Genomic DNA, 17,297 nt, shown 5'->3' on the forward strand with positions numbered 1-17,297 from the left:
CGGCCGCCGCCGCCCTCACCGTCCCCGGCGACCTCGCCGCGCCCCCGGTCCGCGACCACGCCGACCGCCTGGTCGCCCTCGACGAGCAGGCGTGGGGGAGACTTCGACTCGGCCCCGGCTGGACCGACGCCGCCGACTGGGCCGACGAGGAGGTACGTACGCCATGAGTCAGACCGTCGACCGCGCGCTCAGCATCCTGCCGCTGCTCGCCGAGGGCCCCGCAGACCTCGGCCAGGTCGCCGACCGCCTCGAAGTGCACAAGTCCACCGCGCTACGGCTGCTGCGCACCCTGCACGAGCACGGCCTCGTCTACCGCCAGTCCGACCAGCGCTACCGCCTCGGCGCCCGCCTCATCGCCCTCGCCCAGGAGGCGATGGAGAACCTCGACATCCGCGAGATCGCCCACCCCCATCTCGTACGGCTGAACGAGCAGTGCGGTCATACCGTCCACCTCGCGGTGTACGAGGAGAACGAGGTCCTCTACATCGACAAGGTGGAGAGCCGCTACCCGGTGCGCATGTACTCGCGGATCGGCAAGCCCGTCGCCATCACCGTCGCGGGCGTCGCCAAACTGCTCCTGGCCGACCTCCCGGAGGCCGAGCGGCGGGTCCTCGCCGACAAGCTCGAATACCCCATGTACACCGCCCGCTCCACCCCCAACGCCCCAGCTTTCCTACGGGAGTTGGAGAAGGTGCGGGAACAGGGATGGGCCACCGACCTCGGCGGCCACGAAGAGTCCATCAACTGCGTCGCCGCGCCGATCCGGGGCGCCGACGGACGCGTGGTCGCCGCGATGTCGGTCTCCGCGCCCAACGTCGTCGTCACCGCCGACGAACTCCTCACCCTGCTCCCGCTGGTCCGTCGTACGGCGGACGCCATCAGCGGGGAGTACTCCGGCCGAACCCCCGTCAAGGAAGCAAGCTCATGACCGAGAAGACCGCGCTCACACCCAAGACCCACACCACCCCGCCCGCCAAGTTCTCGCACGGCGTCCGCAAGGGGAACATCCTCCAGGTCGCCGGGCAGGTCGGCTTCCTCCCCGCCGAGGAGGGCAGGCCGCCGACGCCGGCCGGCCCGACCCTGCGCGAACAGACCCTCCAGACCCTCGCCAACGTCCAGGCGATCCTGGAGGAGGGCGGCGCGAGCTGGGAGGACGTGATGATGCTCCGCGTCTATCTGACGGACGTGGACCACTTCGCCGAGATGAACGCGATCTACAACGCGTACTTCGAGGGCCTGGTCGAGGTCCCGGCCGCGCGCACAACCGTCTACGTCGGTCTCCCCGCCGGCCTGCTCATCGAGATCGACGCGCTGGCCGTTCTCGGCTAGCACCGACCCAACTCCCGCACACCGCACGACGGTTCGGCGCCCCACGGGGTGCCGCGCCGCGATCTCCCCTGCCCGAAAGTCCCATGCTCTTACGACCACGAGGACCCCCCAATGTCCCTACCGCTCGCCGCCACCGCCCCCGTGACCCCACCCCACACCGGAGGCCTGCTCCTCCTCTTCGACGGCACCGCAGGCCTGTTGACGGTCGCCGCCATCGGGATCGCGCTGCTCCTCTTCCTGATCATCAAGGTCAGACTCCAGCCCTTCGTGGCCCTCCTCGCCGTCTCCATAACGGTCGGCCTGCTGGCCGGCCTGTCGGTCACCGAGCTCTTCGGCACGGTCCAGCGCTCGGACGCCGTCTCCACCATCGAGTCCGGCATGGGCGGCATCCTCGGCCATGTCGCGATCATCATCGGCCTGGGCACGATGCTCGGCGCGATCCTCGAAGTCAGCGGCGGCGCCGAGGTGTTGGCGTCCCGTCTGCTGAACCTCTTCGGCGAGAAGCGAGCACCCCTCGCCATGGGCCTCACCGGCCTGATCTTCGGCATCCCGGTCTTCTTCGACGTCGGCATCTTCGTCCTCGCGCCGATCGTGTACGCCGCCGCCAAGCGCGGCGGCAAGTCGATCCTGCTCTACTGCCTGCCGCTGCTCGCGGGCCTGTCGATGACCCACGCGTTCCTGCCCCCGCACCCCGGCCCGGTGGCAGCCGCGGGTCTCCTCCACGTCCAGCTCGGCTGGGTCATCCTCATGGGCATCGTCGTCGGCATCCCCGCCGTGCTCGCCGCGTGGGTCTACGCGGCCTGGATCGGCAAGCGGATCTTCGTCGCCGTACCGCAGGACATGGTCGAGGCGGCGGCCGAGGCGAAGCAGGCGGTCATCGACGAACAGCGTGCGTCCGGCGTCGTACCGCAGGAGAAGCCGGTGTCGCTGGGCACGGTCCTCGCGATCATCGGCACGCCCTTGGTCCTCATCCTCGCGGCCACCTTCTCGTCGATCGCCTTCGACCCGTCCACCGGCCGCTCGGTCCTCGCGTTCTTCGGCAGCCCCTTCGTCGCCCTGACCATCGCGCTCCTCCTCGCGTACTACCTCCTGGGGCTGAGGCGCGGCTGGTCCCGCAAGTCCCTGGAGACCGTCTCCACCGCGTCCCTCAAGCCGGTCGGCAACATCATCCTGGTCGTCGGCGCGGGCGGGGTCTTCGGCGCCGTCCTCAAGGCGAGCGGCGTCGCCCAGGCCCTCTCGGACACCTTCCACGACGTGGGCCTGCCGGTGCTGGTCCTGTCGTACCTGATCTCGCTGGTACTACGGGTCGCACAGGGCTCGGCGACGGTCGCGATCGTGACCACGGCGGGCATCGTGGCCCCGCTCCTCTCCGAGGGCGACCACTCCCAGGCCTTCGTCGCCCTGGTCATCATGGCCATCTCGGCGGGCTCGATCTTCGCCTCGCACGTCAACGACGGCGGCTTCTGGATGGTGGCCAAGTACTTCGGGATCAGCGAGCGGGACACGCTGAAGACGTGGACCGTGCTGGAGTCGGTGCTGTCGGTGGCGGGGTTCGCGGTGGCGGGGGTATTGAGTTTGTTCGTGTAGTTGCCGGGTGGTGTGATCGTCGCGGTCGGCCGGCGCGGTTTCCGGTCGGCCGGCGGCGGTCGTTGCCGCTGTGTCGGGTGTGATGGTCGGTGGTTGCGTCTCGGCGGGCTCGATCTTCGCCTCGCACGTCAACGACGGTGCCCGCGCGCGGAGCGCGCTGATGGATGCAGCTGGATGGTGGCCAAGTACTTCGGGATCAGCGAGCGGGACACGCTGAAGACGTGGACCGTGCTGGAGTCGGTGCTGTCGGTGGCGGGGTTCGCGGTGGCCGCTCTGCTCAGTGTGTTCGTGTAAGCCGCTTGTAGGCGTCTGATAACGAAGTAGGGGCTGGCTGTGCCTGACACAGGATCGTCGACCATACTTCGCGCTGTGGAGCAGCGCATAGGTTCGAGCAGCCAGCCCCTGAAGGGCGAGCCCGTGACGGGCGCCGGATTCGACCCGGCCTTCATTCCCGGGCTCACCGCACCCGCCGGGTCCTCCGACGAACCGGAGGACAAGAAGGCGGAGGACGCGGAGACCGAGACCGGGGCGGAGGAGCCGGAGGTCGAGGAGCCCGAGGGCGAGAAGTCGCCGGACGGGGAGGCGGAGGCCGAGGAGGCAGACGCCGAGGCCGATGGTTCTGACGCGGAGGACTCCGACGAGGACGCGGCCGACGACGACGCCGATGTCGACGCCGCCGACGACGACGAGTCCGAAGGGCCCGTCTTCGAGGCCTCCGACCGGCGTGCGGAGATCGTCGCGGACGAGAAGGGCGTACGACTGCGCCTGGACGACCAGAACTGCGAGTTCCGCTGGGACGAGATCGGCGCCGTCGAGACCGAGACCCCGCGCTTCGGCAAGCGTTTCACCATCACGGTGCACACTCCCGACCGCCGCTGGTACCCGATCGAGATCGAGGCGGCGGCCAGGAGCCGGTTCAGCGAGTGGGAGACGCAGCTCGACGCGGTTCTCGACGCGTACTTCGACGACGGCGAGGAGGACGATGCCGACGAGTCCGCCGAGGTGGACGAAGCCGCGCTCGCCGAGGCCGAGGCCGAGGTCCGCAAGGACTAGCCGAGGGACCAACTAGCCGCAGTACTGGGCCTCTTTGCCGATGGACCGGTACATGCAGTCGGCGTTCTCCAGCAGTTGGAACACCGCGTCCCGGTTCCGGGAGGTCTCCCGCTCGATCACCTCGTCGGGCGGGTAGAACCCACCCCCGGAACTGGACGTCGGATACATCTCGAAGGTGTAGTCGAAGATCTTCTGACTGCCCCAGAGGTAGTCGTCGATCGAACCGTCCGTGATGTACAGGTCGCTGGACTGCTCGGCCGTGTAGCCGTTGCTCGCGCCCATCTTCTGACCGACGGCCTTGAACGCGGCGGCGTCGTCCGCGGTCATCCCGGTGGCCGTGTCGGAGTACGTGTACCCGAAGGGCCACAGCACCAGTTCGCTGTAGGTGTGGAAGTCGATGCCCGCGGTGATCTGCTGCTTCCCGCCGACGACCCGGCTGCGCACGAAGTCCGCGACCACCTTCACCTCGGGCGCCGACTCGGCGGACGCGCCCCGGTAGGTCTCGGACGAGGTCGAGGTCGAAGAGCCGCCGCAGCAGCCCCACTTGTAGTTCCAGTTCCGGTTGAGGTCCGTACCGACGTTCGAGGAACCGGAGTTGGGCTGGCGGTTCTTGCGCCAGGACCGGTAGGCGCCGGTCGCGATGTCGTACTCGCCGCCGTCCGGGTTGAGATCGGGCACGATCCAGATCTCGCGGCTGTTGACGATGTTCGTGACGCGGGAGTCGGTGCCGTAGCCCGCGCCCAGCTCGCGCAGCAGATACAGCGCCATCTCCACGGTCATGTGCTCGCGGGCGTGCTGGTGGAACGTGAACAGGACCTCGGGCTCGTTCTCGTCGGTGGCCACGTTGTCGCTGACCTTGATGGCGACGATGTCCCGGCCCTGGTACGACTTGCCGATCACCTTCTTGCTCATGATGCCCGGGTAGGCGGCGAGCCGCTGGTCGATCTCCGTGTTCGCCTCGGCGTAGTTGTGGTACTTCGAGTCGGCCGAGGGGAAGTCGAGGAGGCGTGGGGCGTCCGCGGCCGAGGAGCGGTCCGGGGCGGCGCCCAACAGCGAGACGGCGTAGCCCTGTTGGCGCAGTAGCTTGATCTGGGCGGCGCGGCCGGAGACGACCACGGTCTCCTCGTCGGACTCGTCCACGGTGACGCCGGCCGCCGCGATGGCCGTACGCGTGACCGGCGTGTTGTGGTCGACGTGGATCTCGTACTGGCGGATGTCGTCCGCGGCCGGGGTGGCCTGGTGTGCGCTGTCGGTGGTGGCCTTGGCAGCCGTGGCCGTCTCCGCGACGGGGGCGGCGAGGGCGAGGGCCATCAGGGCGGCGAGCGCGGCGGTGCGTCTGCCGCTTCGGACGCCTGAGCCGCGTATACGGAGTCGCATGAAATCTCCTTGCTGGAGTTGGGGGGTGTTTCAGTGCGACGTGCGTGAAGTACCGCGTGCGGGTGGGGTGTTGCTGTGCGGGTTCCTCCGGGTGTTCCTGTGTGGCGCCTATGTTGATGTGTTGGCATGGTCAGGTCAAGAGCGCCAAAAGTCGCTGGCCGGATTACCGCCACTTCGGACTCAGGGCGATCACCCGGAGCTGCTTCATCGTCAGGGCCGGCGTCGCACGGGTCGAAGTGGTGTCCTGGGCACCGGAGTTGAAGGCGCTGATCACCACGCGCGTCCCGTCGGTCCTGATGGTGTCGACGGTCCACATCACGACACCCGCGCCGCCCTTCTCGCCGGGCCCCTGGTGCGTGGCGACCTTCGTGCCGTCGGACAGGACCTCGGCGTCCGAGCCGAACAGGTCGCCCTCGACGTCCGACATGTTCGCCTGGACGTTGACCTGGACCATGCTCCTGCCCTTGCCGTCGTCGACGACGAGATAGCCGAACCCGCTGTCGTCGTCACTGCTGTCGGACACCGTGAACCCCTTCGGCAGCAGGCTCTTGAGGGTCGTGGCGACAGGAGCGCCGAAAGCGGTGTCGCTCGGTTCCGCGGTCACTGTCGAGGCCTCCGCGGGCATCGCGTCGATGGCGTCCCGCCACGCGGACGAGGCCGCGAGTTTCGTCAACTGGGCGGGAGACAGCGGCGGTTGGCTCCTGGTGATCGGCGCGTCCTTCTCGGCGGCGGCGTTCCACTCGCTCACGCTCACGTGCTGCCCCTGCGGGGTGACGAGTTCGGCGCTCCACCACTTGGTGTCCACCCGGTGGTCCGGATACTCGTACCCCTGAAGGACCATGACCACCGACCCGTCCGCCAGCCGGTTCGTGGCGCACGCGTCGTAGTGCGTGAACACCTTCGCCGGGCACTTGGTGGCCTGCCGCGCCTCGTCACTCCCCGGCCGCACCCGCCCCATGCCGACCTCGATGGCCGACTTGCCGTTCCCGTCGTCGTAGACGACATGGACGTACGGCGACAGTTCCTCGTCCGTGCCACGGGCCTCGGCCTTGCTGAACTTGCCGGACTTGCCGTCGGCGAGAAGGTGTTCGAGCGTCTGGATCAGGGCCTTGCCGGAGACGGGAGCGTGGGCGGAGGCAGAGGCGGAGGCGTGGGTGGAGGTGGCCGCGGAACCCTGCGTGTCGGGAGAACCTCCGCTCGGCAGGAGCAGCGCCCCGCCGACGCCGACGAGGGCGATACCGGCGGCGCCCCCCATGACGGCGGCGTTCCGGCGTCGTAGCAGCCGCCGTCGTCCCTTCAGGGCGCCCGCGGCGGCGAGCGCGGCCCGGTCGGTCTCGAAGGCGTCGCCCGCGTCCCGGAGACCGGCGGCGAGCCGTGTCTCGAAGGGGTCGACGGCATCGCTGGAGTGTGCGTCGGGCATGGCGAACCACCGTTTCGCATAGGGGAGTTGGCGGGAGGGAGGAAAAGGGGGATTGGGGGGGGAGGTCAGGGGCGGGCGTACTCGTCGAGGTTCTCGCCGAGGAGTTCGCGCAGCCGCCCCAGCGCGCGGACGCAGCGGGTGCGTACGGCGGCCGAGCTGACGTGCATGACGTCGGCGGTCTCCTCGACGGACCGGTCCTCCCAGTAGCGCAGGACGACCACGGCCCGGTCCTTGGCGGGCAGCCGGGACAGGGCCTGCAGCAGGGTCAGCCGCAGTGGGGTGTCACCGCCCGAGCCGCCGGGGTCGGGCCGGTCGGGCAGTACGTCGGTGGCGCGCTCGGTGCTGCTGCGGCGCCGCTGATGGGCGAGGAACGTACGGGTGAGCACGGTCTGCGCGTATCCGGCGGGGTTGCCGACGCGGGACATCCGCCCCCAGCCGACGTACAGCTTGCCGAGGGTCTCCTGCACCAGGTCCTCGGCGAGATGCGTGTCCCCGGCGGTCAGCAGACAGGCGGACCGATAGAGATGCCCGGCGCGTGCGGCGGCGAACTCCGCGTACTCGTCGGCGCGTCCCTGTCGTCTCATACCGTTTCCCCCTGCCCCCGCGGGCTGTTGCCCGCACCGCCCTCACTCCATTGATGCGGTGGCCCCACAGAAATGTTTCACGCCGGTCCGGTCAGCGCACGGAGAGCCGTACGGCATCGGTGGCCGGCAGGGCAGTCGGCATCTCGTCGGTGACCCAGGCGTACTCCAGGGCCGCCAGGGTGGCGCCTCCGTCGGTCCACACCAGCAGCTCGCCGACGTACTCGCCCGACGGGTCGTGGACATGTGCGCCGACGGGGACGAGGCCGGACGCCATCGCCGCGTGCCGCACGGGTTCGCGGACCCGCAGATCTACGCTCACCGACCCGGCCCCCCAGACGGCCACCACCTCCGTCCGCTCCAGCTGGCTCCGCAGCGCGGCGGCGCCGGTGAAGTCGGCGGAGAGGATCCACTCCAGCACGGCTCGCTCGGAGCCGTTCAGCGGACGGGGTTCGACGGGCACGGGCGGCATGGGCCCATCATCATCTCTGGGCCGAGCCCTGGCGATGCGAATGCGCCCCGAACACGCCTGCCCCGCGCCTCCGCCCGCCGGGGTGGTCGCGCCGGGGCCACCTTGTTCTGCGGGGCTTGCCGTGAGGACCATGTCCCTGACCGCGTAAGGCCGTCGCAGCGAGGGGGACCTGTCATGTTCGACAACCTGCCGGACCTGGGGAAGCTCAAAGACAAGGCCGAGGAGGTCGCCGAGGAGCACGGGGACAAGATCTCCGACGGGCTGGAGAAGGCCGGCGATCTCATCGACGAGAAGACGGACGGCAAGCACAGCGAGCAGATCGACACGGCGGTCGACAAGGCGCAGGCACTGCTGGACAGGCTCGCCGAGGATGCCGGGGACGGTGAAAAGAAGGAATGACGGCCCGGGGGCAGGGGCTGCTCGCGCCATGCAGCGGGGCCGTCAACTCGGTGCCGTATGCGGGGAGCAGGGCGACAGGCGATGAGAGGCGTCCGCCCCTCACAGCTTGCCGAAGACCACTCCCCGCCAGGTCCAGCCCGACTTGAGGACGGCGTCCTTCAATGGATTGCGCAGGTCCGCTGTGTCGAAGCGGAAAGTCTCCGTCGCTCCGAGACGTCCGCTGTCCCCACGTTCGATGGTCCACTGGCGCTTGACGGTCCTGTCGGGTCCGCGCGAATAGCCGGACGCGATCTGAATTCTCGGCGGATTCCCGACTCGGGTGACCTCACGCTGTTCTTCGAGCACACGCACCTCGTGGTCCTCCCGACTCAGTCGCATCCGGATCTGGATGGTATGAGTGAGTTGGGACTCGATGAAGAAGTTCTGCCAGGCGGGTTCGGCGATTCGCCACTCGGCCACCAGATCGGCGTGTTCCGCGGCGCCGTAGCGGATGACGTAGGGGACATCGGGCTGATTGAGGCCGAGCAGGGCTGCCCGTACCTCCTCGGTCGAGAGCGGCACAACCCCGTTCGGGGGGCGCTGGGTTCCGGTCAGCCTGTCGAAGAGTCCCATGCGGTCAACCTATGAAGGATCGGGTCGACGGCACAAGAATCGCCGCTTCCGCCGAAGTCGCTACGACTCCGCACCACCGGCTGGGCGGACGCTGCGCACGAAGTCCCTGAAGTCGTCCAGGACGGCGGGGTGCTGGGATGCGGTGGAGGTGAGAACCAGGCGGATCACCGCCCGCTTGCGAGGATCCGCCACGTCCAGCATGGACAGATACACCTGCGACTGGACGAGGTCGCGGGTTGTCCCAACGACGACGGCCGAAAAGGCCAGCGTCTGTGTAAGGCCGGGTGCCTCCACGGAACCGGTTTCCCGGCGGCCGACGACTGCGACCGGAGCACCGGCCTCACTCAGGTGCTCCACCGACTCGTCGGCGATCTCCGCCAGTGTCGCCGTATCCGGGCGGTACTCGCCGTCGACCGCGACATTCGCGGTGAATCCGACATCGGACGGCAGATGCACCGCGACGAACGCCGCGCCTGGGGCCCCGACTTCATCCGGAGGCGCGGCGCGCCAGCCTTCCGGCAGATCGAACTCGATCGGGACCGGCAGGGTCGTGGGCATTTCGATCCTTCTTTCCTACGGCGACGCAACCACCACGGTGGGCTACGGGAATGCGATCAGAACAGGCTGCCGATGGCATGACCCACCGAGCTGACACCATTGCCCACGGCGTCGGCCAGATCGCCCGCGGTGTCGGTGACCTTGTCGGGATCAACGGTGAACTCGAAGCCCATTTCACCGCCGAGGACGGGGGAGAGGCCCACACTGGTCTCGAATTTCCATGTGCCCTCGCTGCTCTTCCCGATGCCCAGGCTTGCTTCGGCACCGGGCCCTGCCCACCCCTCGGCGGAGGCACCGGCTCCGATACCCCCGATGTCCGCACCGAAGGTGGTGCCCCCCTTCGCTCCGGCGAACGCGTCGCCGCTCAGGTTCACGCCCTCAGGACCTGCCCCGGCGTGGGCTCCCGCCTCTGCGCCCGCCGTGCTCTCGGCCCGTCCGTAGACGCCGACGGGGCCGAAGTCGATGCGCCCCTTGGCCGAGCCCTCTCCTCCTGCGAAGACGCCTGCTTCCCCTTGGGCGCCTTCGTGGGTGGCGCCGCCGCTCACGGAGCCTTTGGCGCCCGCGTAGGCCTCGGCATCCCCGGAGAGTTTCCACGAACCGTTGGTGAGCGAGCCCTCACCGCTCGCACGGCCGAGGTCGGCGTGAGCTTCGGCCTCGCCCATTTTGCCGGATCCGGTGTCGGGCCCGGTGGCCTCTGCCCCGAGGCCGGGGCCGGAAGCCTTGGAATCGCCGCTGGACACCCAGCCGTCGGGTTTGGTGTGGGCGTCCTTGGCCGTGTTCTCGTACTTCTTGACGTCGCCCTGTGCCTGGCCGTTGAAGCCCGTGAGGGTGCCGTCGTTCGTGTCCGAGTCGATCACCACCCCCTTGAGGGCGGTTTCGACGTCGGTGTCCGTGTCGCCGACGTCCTTGACGATTTTGTCGATGCTTGCCTGCCAGGAGGCGACAGCCGTGCGCACGGACTGCTGATAGTCGGGGTCGTGGTGCAGGGCCGTGCGCTCGCTGTCGCTGAGCTTCGCGGTGTCGTAGGAGACCACGCCCCCGTCCGAGACCGCCATGCCGGCCTTGACGGCGTCCGCTCGGGCCGACTCCAACTTCTTGCGCAGATCTGTGAACTGCGTATGCGCATCACGTAGCAGTGAAGCCACCGCCTTGGCCTCGACCTGAGCCTTCTGGAACTCCTTGAGCGTGATGTCGAAGCGTCCGGTGGCGGCGTCCGCGCTCAGTCCCGACCAGGTCTGGCCCAGGGAGATGCCGTGTACATCCCGCTTGTAGGCGGCCTCCTGCTTGTGGAAGTCCTTCGCCATCCCGTCCCAGCGCTCCGCGGCCGTGGTGAGCGTGGACAGGTCGGTCGTCATGATTTCGTGAAAGTTCGGCATGGGGTCCCCGTTGTCATTGCGTGGTGGCCTGCCATTCGGGTGGCGGTTCAGGACTGAGCGCGATCAGTACCCGGAGATCACCGAAGTGGAGCGCACGTCCGTCCCTGTCTGGATGTCCGTGCTCTGCAGCACGTTGTTGGCGCTCCGCAGGGCCGCCTTCTCGGACGCGAGCCTGTTCATCAGGTTCTGAACCTGGTCTCCCCACGTCGAATGTGTCTTCTTCAGGGCCCCTGACGTCAGCCATCCGTCGCGGAACTCCTGGACGGCCGTGTCGGTTTCGGTGTCCGCCCCGTCACCGGCCTTGCGGGTCTCGGGCTCGATGTGATTCTCGATGGCGCGTGCTGCGGCCTGTTTCTCTGCCGGCGAAGAAGCGAGATCCTTCTTCCCTCCGGTCGGTCCTGTGGAGCCAGGGGACCCTCCGAGATCGCCCGGCAGTTGATTCAGACGCATCCCTGTCGACTGTGACGCCACGTCGCTTCCCCTCTGACCTGGGTTCGTTCCCGCCATGACCGTTGAACGACTCGGCGGTCAGTTCGTGGCAGGGGAAGCCGCGTCGTCGGCCTTGAAGTCGAAGTTGATCTGACCGTTTTTGACAGAGGTCACCGTCACGGCTACGCCCAGGGTGCTGCCGTCGTCCCCGGTGAGCTTGCACCGGGTGGTGGTACCGATCTTGCCTGCGAGGTCTTCGGGGCAGCTGATGTCCGGCTTCGGCCGGCCCGTCGTCGAGGCGAGTTTTTCGGCGAGCAGGTCGGCCAGTTTCCCGGCGGAGAGCTTCGGTGTGGAACCGACCTCGACGGAAGCCGAGCAGCCGCCGAGCAGCATGCTGACGGCCACGGCCGACAGCATGGAACACACTGCGGGCAACCGGGTATTGGGCACGACGGGCTCCGTACTGGCTGATGACGGCAGGAGGACCGAGAAAGCATACAGAGGCAGCGGGAACGAGTCAGGGACGAGAGGCGTCAGCCAACGATCGGCCGGTCCCCTCGTCCCTCTCGTTCGCTGCCGACTACTTCGATCCGCTACGGCAGCGCGTGCACGTGCGCTCCCACCGAGTTCGACCACGAACTACCCGCCGCGGCGTCCCAGTTCGTCGACCAGGTCATCGCGCCCCGCAGGTCGGGGTATGTCTTCGACGGCTTGAAGGTGCCGCAGTTGGTGCCGGCGGTCAGGCAGTCGAGGGCGTTGTTCACGATGGTGGGGGAGACGTAGCCGCTGCCCGCCGCGCTGGTGGAGGCGGGGAGGCCGAGGCCTACCTGGGACGGGGCGAGGCCGCCCTGCAGCTGGATGCAGGCGAGGGCTGTCAGGAAGTCGACCGTGCCCTGGCCGTAGACCTTGCCGTCGCAGCCGAGCATCGTGCCGCTGTTGTAGTACTGCATGTTGACGACCGTGAGGATGTCCTTGATGTTCAGGGCCGTCTGGAAGTACGCGTTCGACGTCGACTGCATGTCGATCGTCTGGGGGGCCATCGTGATGATGAGGGACGAGCCCGCCTTCGAGGAGAGGGACCTCAGCGCCTGCGTCATGTACGTCGCGTTGATCCCGTTCTCCAGGTCGATGTCGACGCCGTCGAAGCCGTACGTCTGCATCAGGGAGTAGACCGAGTTGGCGAAGTTCGCTGCCGACGTCGAGTCGCTGACCGAGATCGTGCCGTTCTGGCCGCCGATCGAGATGACGACCTTCTTGCCGGCCGCGTGCTTGGCCGCGATGTCCGCCTTGAACTGGTCGACCGTGTAGCCGCCGAGGCCGGACGAGTCGAGTGTGAAGGAGACCGCGCCCGGAGTCGAGGTCGCGTCCGCGAAGGCCACCGCGATGATGTCGTACTGGGAGGAGACGGCCGAGAGCTTCTGGACGGTCGCGCCGTTGTTGAAGTTCTGCCAGTAGCCGGTCACCGCGTGCTTCGGGAGGGTGCCGCCTCCGCCTCCGCCCGTTGCCGTCGTCGTGCCCGTCACCGCCGTCGACTTCCCGGACTCACCGGCCGAGTTGGTCGCCGTGACCTGGAAGGAGTAGGAGGTGGAAGCGGTAAGTCCCGTGATCGTGGCGGACGTTCCCGTCACCGCCGTGATCTTCGTGCCGGCGCGGTAGACGTTGTAGCCGGTGGCTCCCGATACCGCGCTCCAGGCCAGGGAGACCGAGGAGGAGGTCGTGGAGGAGACGCTCAGGCCCGTCGGTATCGCCGGGACCGTCGGGGCCGGGTCGCTGCCACCGCCGCCGTCGGGGCCGTAGACCGAGATGTCGTCCGCGTAGTACGCGGCCTGTCCGTACCAGCCGTGGGTGTACACCGAGACGGACGTGGTCGAGGCGCCCGTCGTGAACGTCGTCGACAGCTGCTTCCAGGCCGTCGTGTCCGGGGTCCAGGTCGACACGTCCGTCGTACCGGTGCCCGTCACGCCGAGGTAGGAGTAGCCGCCCTGCACCCAGGCGCTCAGCGTGTACGTCGAGTTGGGCTTGACCGCGACCGACTCGCTGCACTGGGCGTTGTCCTGGCCGGCCGGGGTGCCCTTCAGGGCCGCCGCGCCGCTGTGCACCGGGGAGGAGACGGTCGTGCCGCTGCCCGCCGTACAGGTCCAGTTGGTCAGGCCCGACTCGAAGCCGGCGTTCTTGGCGTTGTTGATGTCGGCGGCGGACGCCTGGCCGGTGCCCGCGAAGGAGAGAGCCAGGGCGGCCATGGCGACCCCGGCCCACAGGCGTCTGTTTCTGCTGGGCTTGCCTGGTGCGCGGTCCACTGATGCCTCCGGTGGGGGAGTTGGAGGGGACTGTTACGACGGTGGCCACCGCTGGAGTTCAAGAGTTGGTCCAGACCAATTGTGCTGTCAAGAGGTCCAGACCAACTTCTCCGGTGGTGGATTCGCCGCCCCGACCTCGATCAGCTGCTCGACCTGCCCCGATTTGGCGTGTTGTGCGCAATGACAGTTGCGGCACAGCTGCAGAAACGCTGTTCTCCGGTCACAGGGGCGTGGATACAGTGCTGAGGTAGTCACGCAATGAAGTCAACTCGGCGTACCGGAGTAATACCGGAAAGCCGACAGGCGTGAGACGGGGAGCTGCGCGTGCCAATTGCCATTGCTGTGACCAGCGCCGACATGGCGCTGCCGGCACAGGACGAACGGACCCTGCCCGCCGTCGTGCTGCGGGACCTGGACCAACGGCCGCTGGATCAGGCGCTGTCGGAGATGCAGGCCCTCATCGACCAGCACGGGCATGTCGTCGTCGTGTCCTCGCAGGCCGTGTCCGAGGGTGTCGACCGACGGCTGCACACCATCCGGTCCATCCTGGAGAGCGACCGGATCGCCCTGTTCCGTCCGAATCTCCCCCCACTCGGACTCGCCGTACTGGCCCGCCAGTTGAGGCAGCTCGCGACCTGCGACCTCAGTCCCGGGGTGCTCGCCTCGGCGGGCCGGCTGCTCACCCACTACATCCACGCCGGCGCGCTCCTCGGCTCGGTCACCAAGCTGGACCGGGTCCCCGTCGGCCTCAAGTCGCACGCCAAGTCCTGGGTGCCCGGCAGCCAGTTCGCGGTGATCGCACACCCCGAGCCGCAGCTCATCAAGGTCGGCCCCCAAGGCGCCCTCGACGGGCCGGAGTTCGGCACCTGGATGCTGGTCGCCAAGGGGCAGCTGCAGTCCGACTGGATCGGCGCCACCCTCGCCCCGGCGTGGAACGCGATGGGGCTCCGCGAGGCCACCCTGCCCGCCGAGTCGGTGACTTGGTGGGGTACGAGCAAGTTGATCGAGTTCTGTACATACCTGCCCGACCTGTCCGTGCTCTACCAACTGGTCACCTCGGTACGGCAGTCCGTGTGCCATTGGTGCGGTATCGACGTCATCGGTGACCGTTGTGTCTTCTGCTCGGCAACACCGCCCGTTCACGAGAACCAAACATCCAGCGGATAAGTCATCCCTTCACAGGACACGCTTACAGCACCTGGTCCCGCTCGACCCGGCTCGATCCCGCTCGATCCGCTCATTTCCGCTCGACCGATATCCCCAATGAGGTTGTACGGTTCATGAACTCCCGTCAGCGCCGCGGCGTGATACTCCTGCTCCTGTCGGTCCTCTGCGCCCTCGGCGCGTTCGCCGGCGTCCTCTCCGTCATCAGCGACGTGAAGTCCAAGGTCGGCCCCGAAGTCGCCGCCTACCAGGTCAAGGACAACGTGGCGCCCTACACGGCCCTCACCGCGGCCCAGTTCAAGAAGATCGAGATGCCCAAGCGGTGGCTGTCGGACAACGCCGTGACCGATCTCCGCCAGATCGAGGGCAAGATCGCGGTGACCACCCTGCGCGGGGGCTCCCTGCTGCAGACCGACATGATCGTCGACCAGCCGGCCCTGCAGCCCGGGCAGCAGGAGGTCGCCATCATGATCGACGCGGCCACCGGCGTCGCCGGCAAGATCACCCCGGGCTCCACGGTCAACGTGTACGCCACCTTCGCGGGCGCGAAAGAGGGCGACCCCGACCAGTCGAAGATCATCGTGACCAACGCGAAGGTCATCGACGTCGGCCACATCACCGCCCTCGACCCGGGCAGCAACAGCGACAAGAACCAGCAGCAGTCCACCAACGGTGTACCGATCACCTTCGCGCTCTCCACTCTCGATGCCCAGCGCATCACCTACGCCGAGTCGTTCGCCGAGCGGGTGCGGCTGGCGCTGGTGGCGCCCGGCACCGATACGACCGTGCCCGAGCAGGACCGGACGTACGAACTCGCGAAGGACAAGTGAGAGGCCCGCATGCCCACCAGGATTCTTCCGGCGGTCGGAGACGCGGACGCCATCCGCGCCATCACGACCCTGCTCAGCCAGCTCCCGGACGCCGACCCGGTGGCCCCGGTGGCCGACTCGACGCAGCTCATCGACACCCTGGCCCGGCTCGCCGCCGAGTCCGTCGACGAGCTGCCCGAGGTCGTGGTGGTGCATGAACGCATCGGTCCCGTCCCGGCGTTGGAGCTGGTCCGCGAGGTCGCCCTGCGCTTCCCGGCGGTGGGCGTCATCCTCGTCACCACGGACGCCAGCCCCGGCCTCTTCCAGGCCGCCATGGACTCCGGCGCCCGCGGCCTCATCGCGCTGCCGCTGAGCTACGAGGAGTTGGCCAACCGGGTCCAGGCCGTCGCCGCCTGGTCCGTGGGCGTACGGCGTCATCTGGGGCACGGCGGCGACGTGTTCACCGGTGTCGGCGGCACCGTCGTCACGGTCAGCGGCGCCAAGGGCGGGGTCGGCGCCACCCTCGCCGCGATCCAACTCGCCCTCGCCGCCCAGACGTCGGGCCGTAGCACCGCCCTCGTCGACATGGACCTCCAGACCGGCGACATCGCCTCCTTCCTGGACGTCCAGTTCCGCCGCTCCGTCGTCGACCTCGCCGCGATCACCGACATCTCGCCCCGCGTCCTGGCCGACGCCGTGTTCCGGCACGACACCGGGATGGCGCTGCTGCTCGCCCCCGGCGAGGGCGAACGCGGCGAAGAGGTCACCGACCGGGCCGCCCGCCAGATCGTCAGCGCCCTGCGCTCCCGCTACGAGGTCGTCGTCATCGACTGCGGGGCCCAGATGAGCGGTGCGAGCGCGGCGGCCGTCGAAATGGCCGACACGGCACTGCTGTTCACCACCCCGGACGTGGTCGCCGTCCGCGCCGCGAAGCGCACCGTCCGCATGTGGGACCGGCTGCAGATCCGCAAGGCCGAGGAGACGACCATCGTCGTCAACCGGCACACGCGCGGTACGGAGATCCAGCCCGCGCTGATCCAGCGGATCACCGGCACGGCGGTCGCCGCCACCGCGATCCCCGCCAACTTCAAGGAACTCCAGGGCGCGGTGGACGCCGGCCGCCTCCACGAACTCGACAACAAGAGCGTGGTCAAACAGGCTCTTTGGGGTCTCGCGGGCGAACTCGGACTGGTCAAGGTGCCCGAAGTCGCCCAGAAGGGCGGCCGGTCGCGGGGCGGCGACCGCGGCTCGGTGAGCTTCCGGCGCCGTAGGGAGTGAGGGGGATGCGTATGCCCGTGCAGGGAAGGGACCGGGGCCAGGTCACCATCGAGTTCCTCGGCATGACCCCGCTGATCATTCTGACGCTGGTGCTGATGTGGCAGTTCGTGCTGGTGGGGTACACGTACACGCTCGCGGGGAATGCTGCCGACGAGGCGGTACGGGCGGCGACGGCGGCGGCGCCGGGCGGCGCGCGCATCGCCGCCTGCGAACAGGCGGGCCTCAGCAAGCTGTCCGCCGCGTGGAGGGACGGAGCCGAAGTGAGGTGTGGGGGCGGGGGCACGGGGCTCGTCACGGCCGACGTCACGCTCGACGTGCCCGTCCTCTTCCCCGGCTCGATCGCCTTCCCCTTCACGGTCCACGCCCACGCGGGCGCCGTAGAGGAGGCGACGAACTGAGATGTCCTACGACCGTAAGGCGCGCGACCGCGGTCAAGTCGCCATCGAGTACCTCGGGTTCATCCCGATCCTGATCCTCGTCACCCTGGCCGCCGTACAGCTGGGGCTGATCGCCTACGCCGCGGAGCAGGCGGGGACGGCGGCCCGGGCGGGCGCGC

At 68.6% G+C, this 17,297-nt stretch carries 21 protein-coding genes and 1 pseudogene; 12 read left to right on the top strand and 10 right to left on the bottom strand.

From position 1 onward, the window contains the following. From R6V09_RS24255 to R6V09_RS24280, 6 genes and pseudogenes are all read left to right on the top strand, one after another. Positions 1 to 167 (top strand): annotated as a pseudogene (locus R6V09_RS24255) (sugar kinase); the annotation flags it as partial. Then, complete coding sequence (locus R6V09_RS24260) at positions 164 to 928, top strand: IclR family transcriptional regulator (protein WP_317883541.1); 765 nt, start codon at positions 164 to 166, stop codon at positions 926 to 928. The pseudogene R6V09_RS24255 and the gene R6V09_RS24260, both read left to right, overlap by 4 nt. Further along, positions 925 to 1,329, top strand: coding sequence for a RidA family protein (locus R6V09_RS24265; protein ID WP_317883542.1), 405 nt, complete (start codon positions 925 to 927; stop codon positions 1,327 to 1,329). Before R6V09_RS24260 ends, R6V09_RS24265 begins: the two co-directional genes overlap by 4 nt. 111 nt (positions 1,330 to 1,440) lie before the next feature. After that, positions 1,441 to 2,916, top strand: coding sequence for a GntP family permease (locus R6V09_RS24270; protein WP_317883543.1), 1,476 nt, complete (start codon positions 1,441 to 1,443; stop codon positions 2,914 to 2,916). A 12-nt stretch (positions 2,917 to 2,928) separates the two neighbouring features. Further along, positions 2,929 to 3,210: a GntT/GntP/DsdX family permease gene (locus tag R6V09_RS24275; protein WP_442810120.1), complete on the top strand. Its 282-nt coding sequence runs from the start codon at positions 2,929 to 2,931 to the stop codon at positions 3,208 to 3,210. Positions 3,211 to 3,285: 75 nt separating this feature from the next. Then, a complete protein-coding gene (locus R6V09_RS24280; protein WP_317883544.1) occupies positions 3,286 to 3,969 on the top strand; it encodes a hypothetical protein in 684 nt (227 codons plus the stop codon). A 12-nt stretch (positions 3,970 to 3,981) separates the two neighbouring features. Here R6V09_RS24280 and R6V09_RS24285 read toward each other — a convergent pair whose 3' ends face one another. From R6V09_RS24285 to R6V09_RS24300, 4 genes are all read right to left on the bottom strand, one after another. Next, positions 3,982 to 5,346, bottom strand: coding sequence for a M14 family metallopeptidase (locus R6V09_RS24285; RefSeq protein ID WP_317883545.1), 1,365 nt, complete (start codon positions 5,344 to 5,346; stop codon positions 3,982 to 3,984). Positions 5,347 to 5,509: 163 nt separating this feature from the next. Continuing rightward, a complete protein-coding gene (locus R6V09_RS24290) occupies positions 5,510 to 6,766 on the bottom strand; it encodes a hypothetical protein (RefSeq protein WP_317883546.1) in 1,257 nt (418 codons plus the stop codon). Positions 6,767 to 6,831: 65 nt separating this feature from the next. Further along, entirely contained in the window at positions 6,832 to 7,350 is a 519-nt protein-coding gene (locus R6V09_RS24295) for a SigE family RNA polymerase sigma factor (protein ID WP_317883547.1), read from the bottom strand. Between the two features lie 91 nt (positions 7,351 to 7,441). Further along, the gene (locus R6V09_RS24300) at positions 7,442 to 7,819 is read right to left on the bottom strand and encodes a hypothetical protein (RefSeq protein WP_317883548.1); all 378 of its coding nucleotides are present in this window, start codon (positions 7,817 to 7,819) and stop codon (positions 7,442 to 7,444) included. Between the two features lie 174 nt (positions 7,820 to 7,993). On the opposite strand from R6V09_RS24300, the gene R6V09_RS24305 reads away from it, so the two are divergent. Beyond that, positions 7,994 to 8,218, top strand: coding sequence for an antitoxin (locus R6V09_RS24305; protein ID WP_317883549.1), 225 nt, complete (start codon positions 7,994 to 7,996; stop codon positions 8,216 to 8,218). A 99-nt stretch (positions 8,219 to 8,317) separates the two neighbouring features. On the opposite strand, the gene R6V09_RS24310 is transcribed toward R6V09_RS24305, so the two are convergent. The 6 genes from R6V09_RS24310 to R6V09_RS24335 all read right to left on the bottom strand — a co-directional run bounded on the left by R6V09_RS24310 (position 8,318) and on the right by R6V09_RS24335 (position 13,433). Beyond that, entirely contained in the window at positions 8,318 to 8,830 is a 513-nt protein-coding gene (locus R6V09_RS24310) for a hypothetical protein (RefSeq protein WP_317883550.1), read from the bottom strand. 60 nt (positions 8,831 to 8,890) lie between these two features. Further along, entirely contained in the window at positions 8,891 to 9,388 is a 498-nt protein-coding gene (locus tag R6V09_RS24315) for a hypothetical protein (RefSeq protein WP_317883551.1), read from the bottom strand. A 56-nt stretch (positions 9,389 to 9,444) separates the two neighbouring features. Further along, entirely contained in the window at positions 9,445 to 10,743 is a 1,299-nt protein-coding gene (locus tag R6V09_RS24320) for a hypothetical protein (RefSeq protein WP_317883552.1), read from the bottom strand. Between the two features lie 84 nt (positions 10,744 to 10,827). Further along, complete coding sequence (locus R6V09_RS24325; protein ID WP_317883553.1) at positions 10,828 to 11,214, bottom strand: hypothetical protein; 387 nt, start codon at positions 11,212 to 11,214, stop codon at positions 10,828 to 10,830. Between the two features lie 78 nt (positions 11,215 to 11,292). Continuing rightward, on the bottom strand, positions 11,293 to 11,610 hold the full coding sequence (locus tag R6V09_RS24330; RefSeq protein WP_317883554.1) for a DUF4333 domain-containing protein: 318 nt from the start codon (positions 11,608 to 11,610) through the stop codon (positions 11,293 to 11,295). Positions 11,611 to 11,786: 176 nt separating this feature from the next. Continuing rightward, the gene (locus R6V09_RS24335; protein WP_317883558.1) at positions 11,787 to 13,433 is read right to left on the bottom strand and encodes a chitinase; all 1,647 of its coding nucleotides are present in this window, start codon (positions 13,431 to 13,433) and stop codon (positions 11,787 to 11,789) included. A gap of 414 nt (positions 13,434 to 13,847) precedes the next feature. On the opposite strand from R6V09_RS24335, the gene R6V09_RS24340 reads away from it, so the two are divergent. From R6V09_RS24340 to R6V09_RS24360, 5 genes are all read left to right on the top strand, one after another. Then, positions 13,848 to 14,657, top strand: coding sequence for a hypothetical protein (locus tag R6V09_RS24340; protein WP_317883559.1), 810 nt, complete (start codon positions 13,848 to 13,850; stop codon positions 14,655 to 14,657). A gap of 113 nt (positions 14,658 to 14,770) precedes the next feature. Then, positions 14,771 to 15,484 carry a Flp pilus assembly protein CpaB gene (gene cpaB / locus R6V09_RS24345; RefSeq protein WP_317883555.1) on the top strand — a complete coding sequence of 238 codons (714 nt, stop codon included), beginning with the start codon at positions 14,771 to 14,773 and terminating at the stop codon, positions 15,482 to 15,484. 9 nt (positions 15,485 to 15,493) lie between these two features. After that, a complete protein-coding gene (locus R6V09_RS24350; protein WP_317883556.1) occupies positions 15,494 to 16,741 on the top strand; it encodes an AAA family ATPase in 1,248 nt (415 codons plus the stop codon). Positions 16,742 to 16,746: 5 nt separating this feature from the next. Then, positions 16,747 to 17,139, top strand: a complete 393-nt coding sequence (locus R6V09_RS24355) for a TadE/TadG family type IV pilus assembly protein (protein ID WP_317883557.1) — start codon at positions 16,747 to 16,749, stop codon at positions 17,137 to 17,139. A gap of 1 nt (position 17,140) precedes the next feature. Next, positions 17,141 to 17,297 (top strand): TadE family protein (locus R6V09_RS24360; RefSeq protein ID WP_317883560.1); only part of this gene is annotated, 157 nt, incomplete at its 3' end.

The sequence above is a fragment of the Streptomyces sp. W16 genome, from assembly GCF_033194735.1.
Lineage (GTDB): Bacteria > Actinomycetota > Actinomycetes > Streptomycetales > Streptomycetaceae > Streptomyces.

Coding starts and splice junctions, on each gene's coding strand:
- R6V09_RS24350 (WP_317883556.1), top strand. CDS start 15,494: ATGCCCACCAGGATTCTTCCGGCGGTCGGAGACGCGGACGCCATCCGC.
- R6V09_RS24295 (WP_317883547.1), bottom strand. CDS start 7,350: ATGAGACGACAGGGACGCGCCGACGAGTACGCGGAGTTCGCCGCCGCA.
- R6V09_RS24355 (WP_317883557.1), top strand. CDS start 16,747: ATGCGTATGCCCGTGCAGGGAAGGGACCGGGGCCAGGTCACCATCGAG.
- R6V09_RS24325 (WP_317883553.1), bottom strand. CDS start 11,214: ATGCGTCTGAATCAACTGCCGGGCGATCTCGGAGGGTCCCCTGGCTCC.
- R6V09_RS24320 (WP_317883552.1), bottom strand. CDS start 10,743: ATGACGACCGACCTGTCCACGCTCACCACGGCCGCGGAGCGCTGGGAC.
- R6V09_RS24265 (WP_317883542.1), top strand. CDS start 925: ATGACCGAGAAGACCGCGCTCACACCCAAGACCCACACCACCCCGCCC.
- R6V09_RS24330 (WP_317883554.1), bottom strand. CDS start 11,610: ATGCTGTCGGCCGTGGCCGTCAGCATGCTGCTCGGCGGCTGCTCGGCT.
- R6V09_RS24270 (WP_317883543.1), top strand. CDS start 1,441: ATGTCCCTACCGCTCGCCGCCACCGCCCCCGTGACCCCACCCCACACC.
- R6V09_RS24335 (WP_317883558.1), bottom strand. CDS start 13,433: ATGGCCGCCCTGGCTCTCTCCTTCGCGGGCACCGGCCAGGCGTCCGCC.
- R6V09_RS24315 (WP_317883551.1), bottom strand. CDS start 9,388: ATGCCCACGACCCTGCCGGTCCCGATCGAGTTCGATCTGCCGGAAGGC.
- R6V09_RS24300 (WP_317883548.1), bottom strand. CDS start 7,819: ATGCCGCCCGTGCCCGTCGAACCCCGTCCGCTGAACGGCTCCGAGCGA.
- R6V09_RS24285 (WP_317883545.1), bottom strand. CDS start 5,346: ATGCGACTCCGTATACGCGGCTCAGGCGTCCGAAGCGGCAGACGCACC.
- cpaB (WP_317883555.1), top strand. CDS start 14,771: ATGAACTCCCGTCAGCGCCGCGGCGTGATACTCCTGCTCCTGTCGGTC.
- R6V09_RS24260 (WP_317883541.1), top strand. CDS start 164: ATGAGTCAGACCGTCGACCGCGCGCTCAGCATCCTGCCGCTGCTCGCC.
- R6V09_RS24310 (WP_317883550.1), bottom strand. CDS start 8,830: ATGGGACTCTTCGACAGGCTGACCGGAACCCAGCGCCCCCCGAACGGG.
- R6V09_RS24290 (WP_317883546.1), bottom strand. CDS start 6,766: ATGCCCGACGCACACTCCAGCGATGCCGTCGACCCCTTCGAGACACGG.
- R6V09_RS24305 (WP_317883549.1), top strand. CDS start 7,994: ATGTTCGACAACCTGCCGGACCTGGGGAAGCTCAAAGACAAGGCCGAG.
- R6V09_RS24340 (WP_317883559.1), top strand. CDS start 13,848: ATGGCGCTGCCGGCACAGGACGAACGGACCCTGCCCGCCGTCGTGCTG.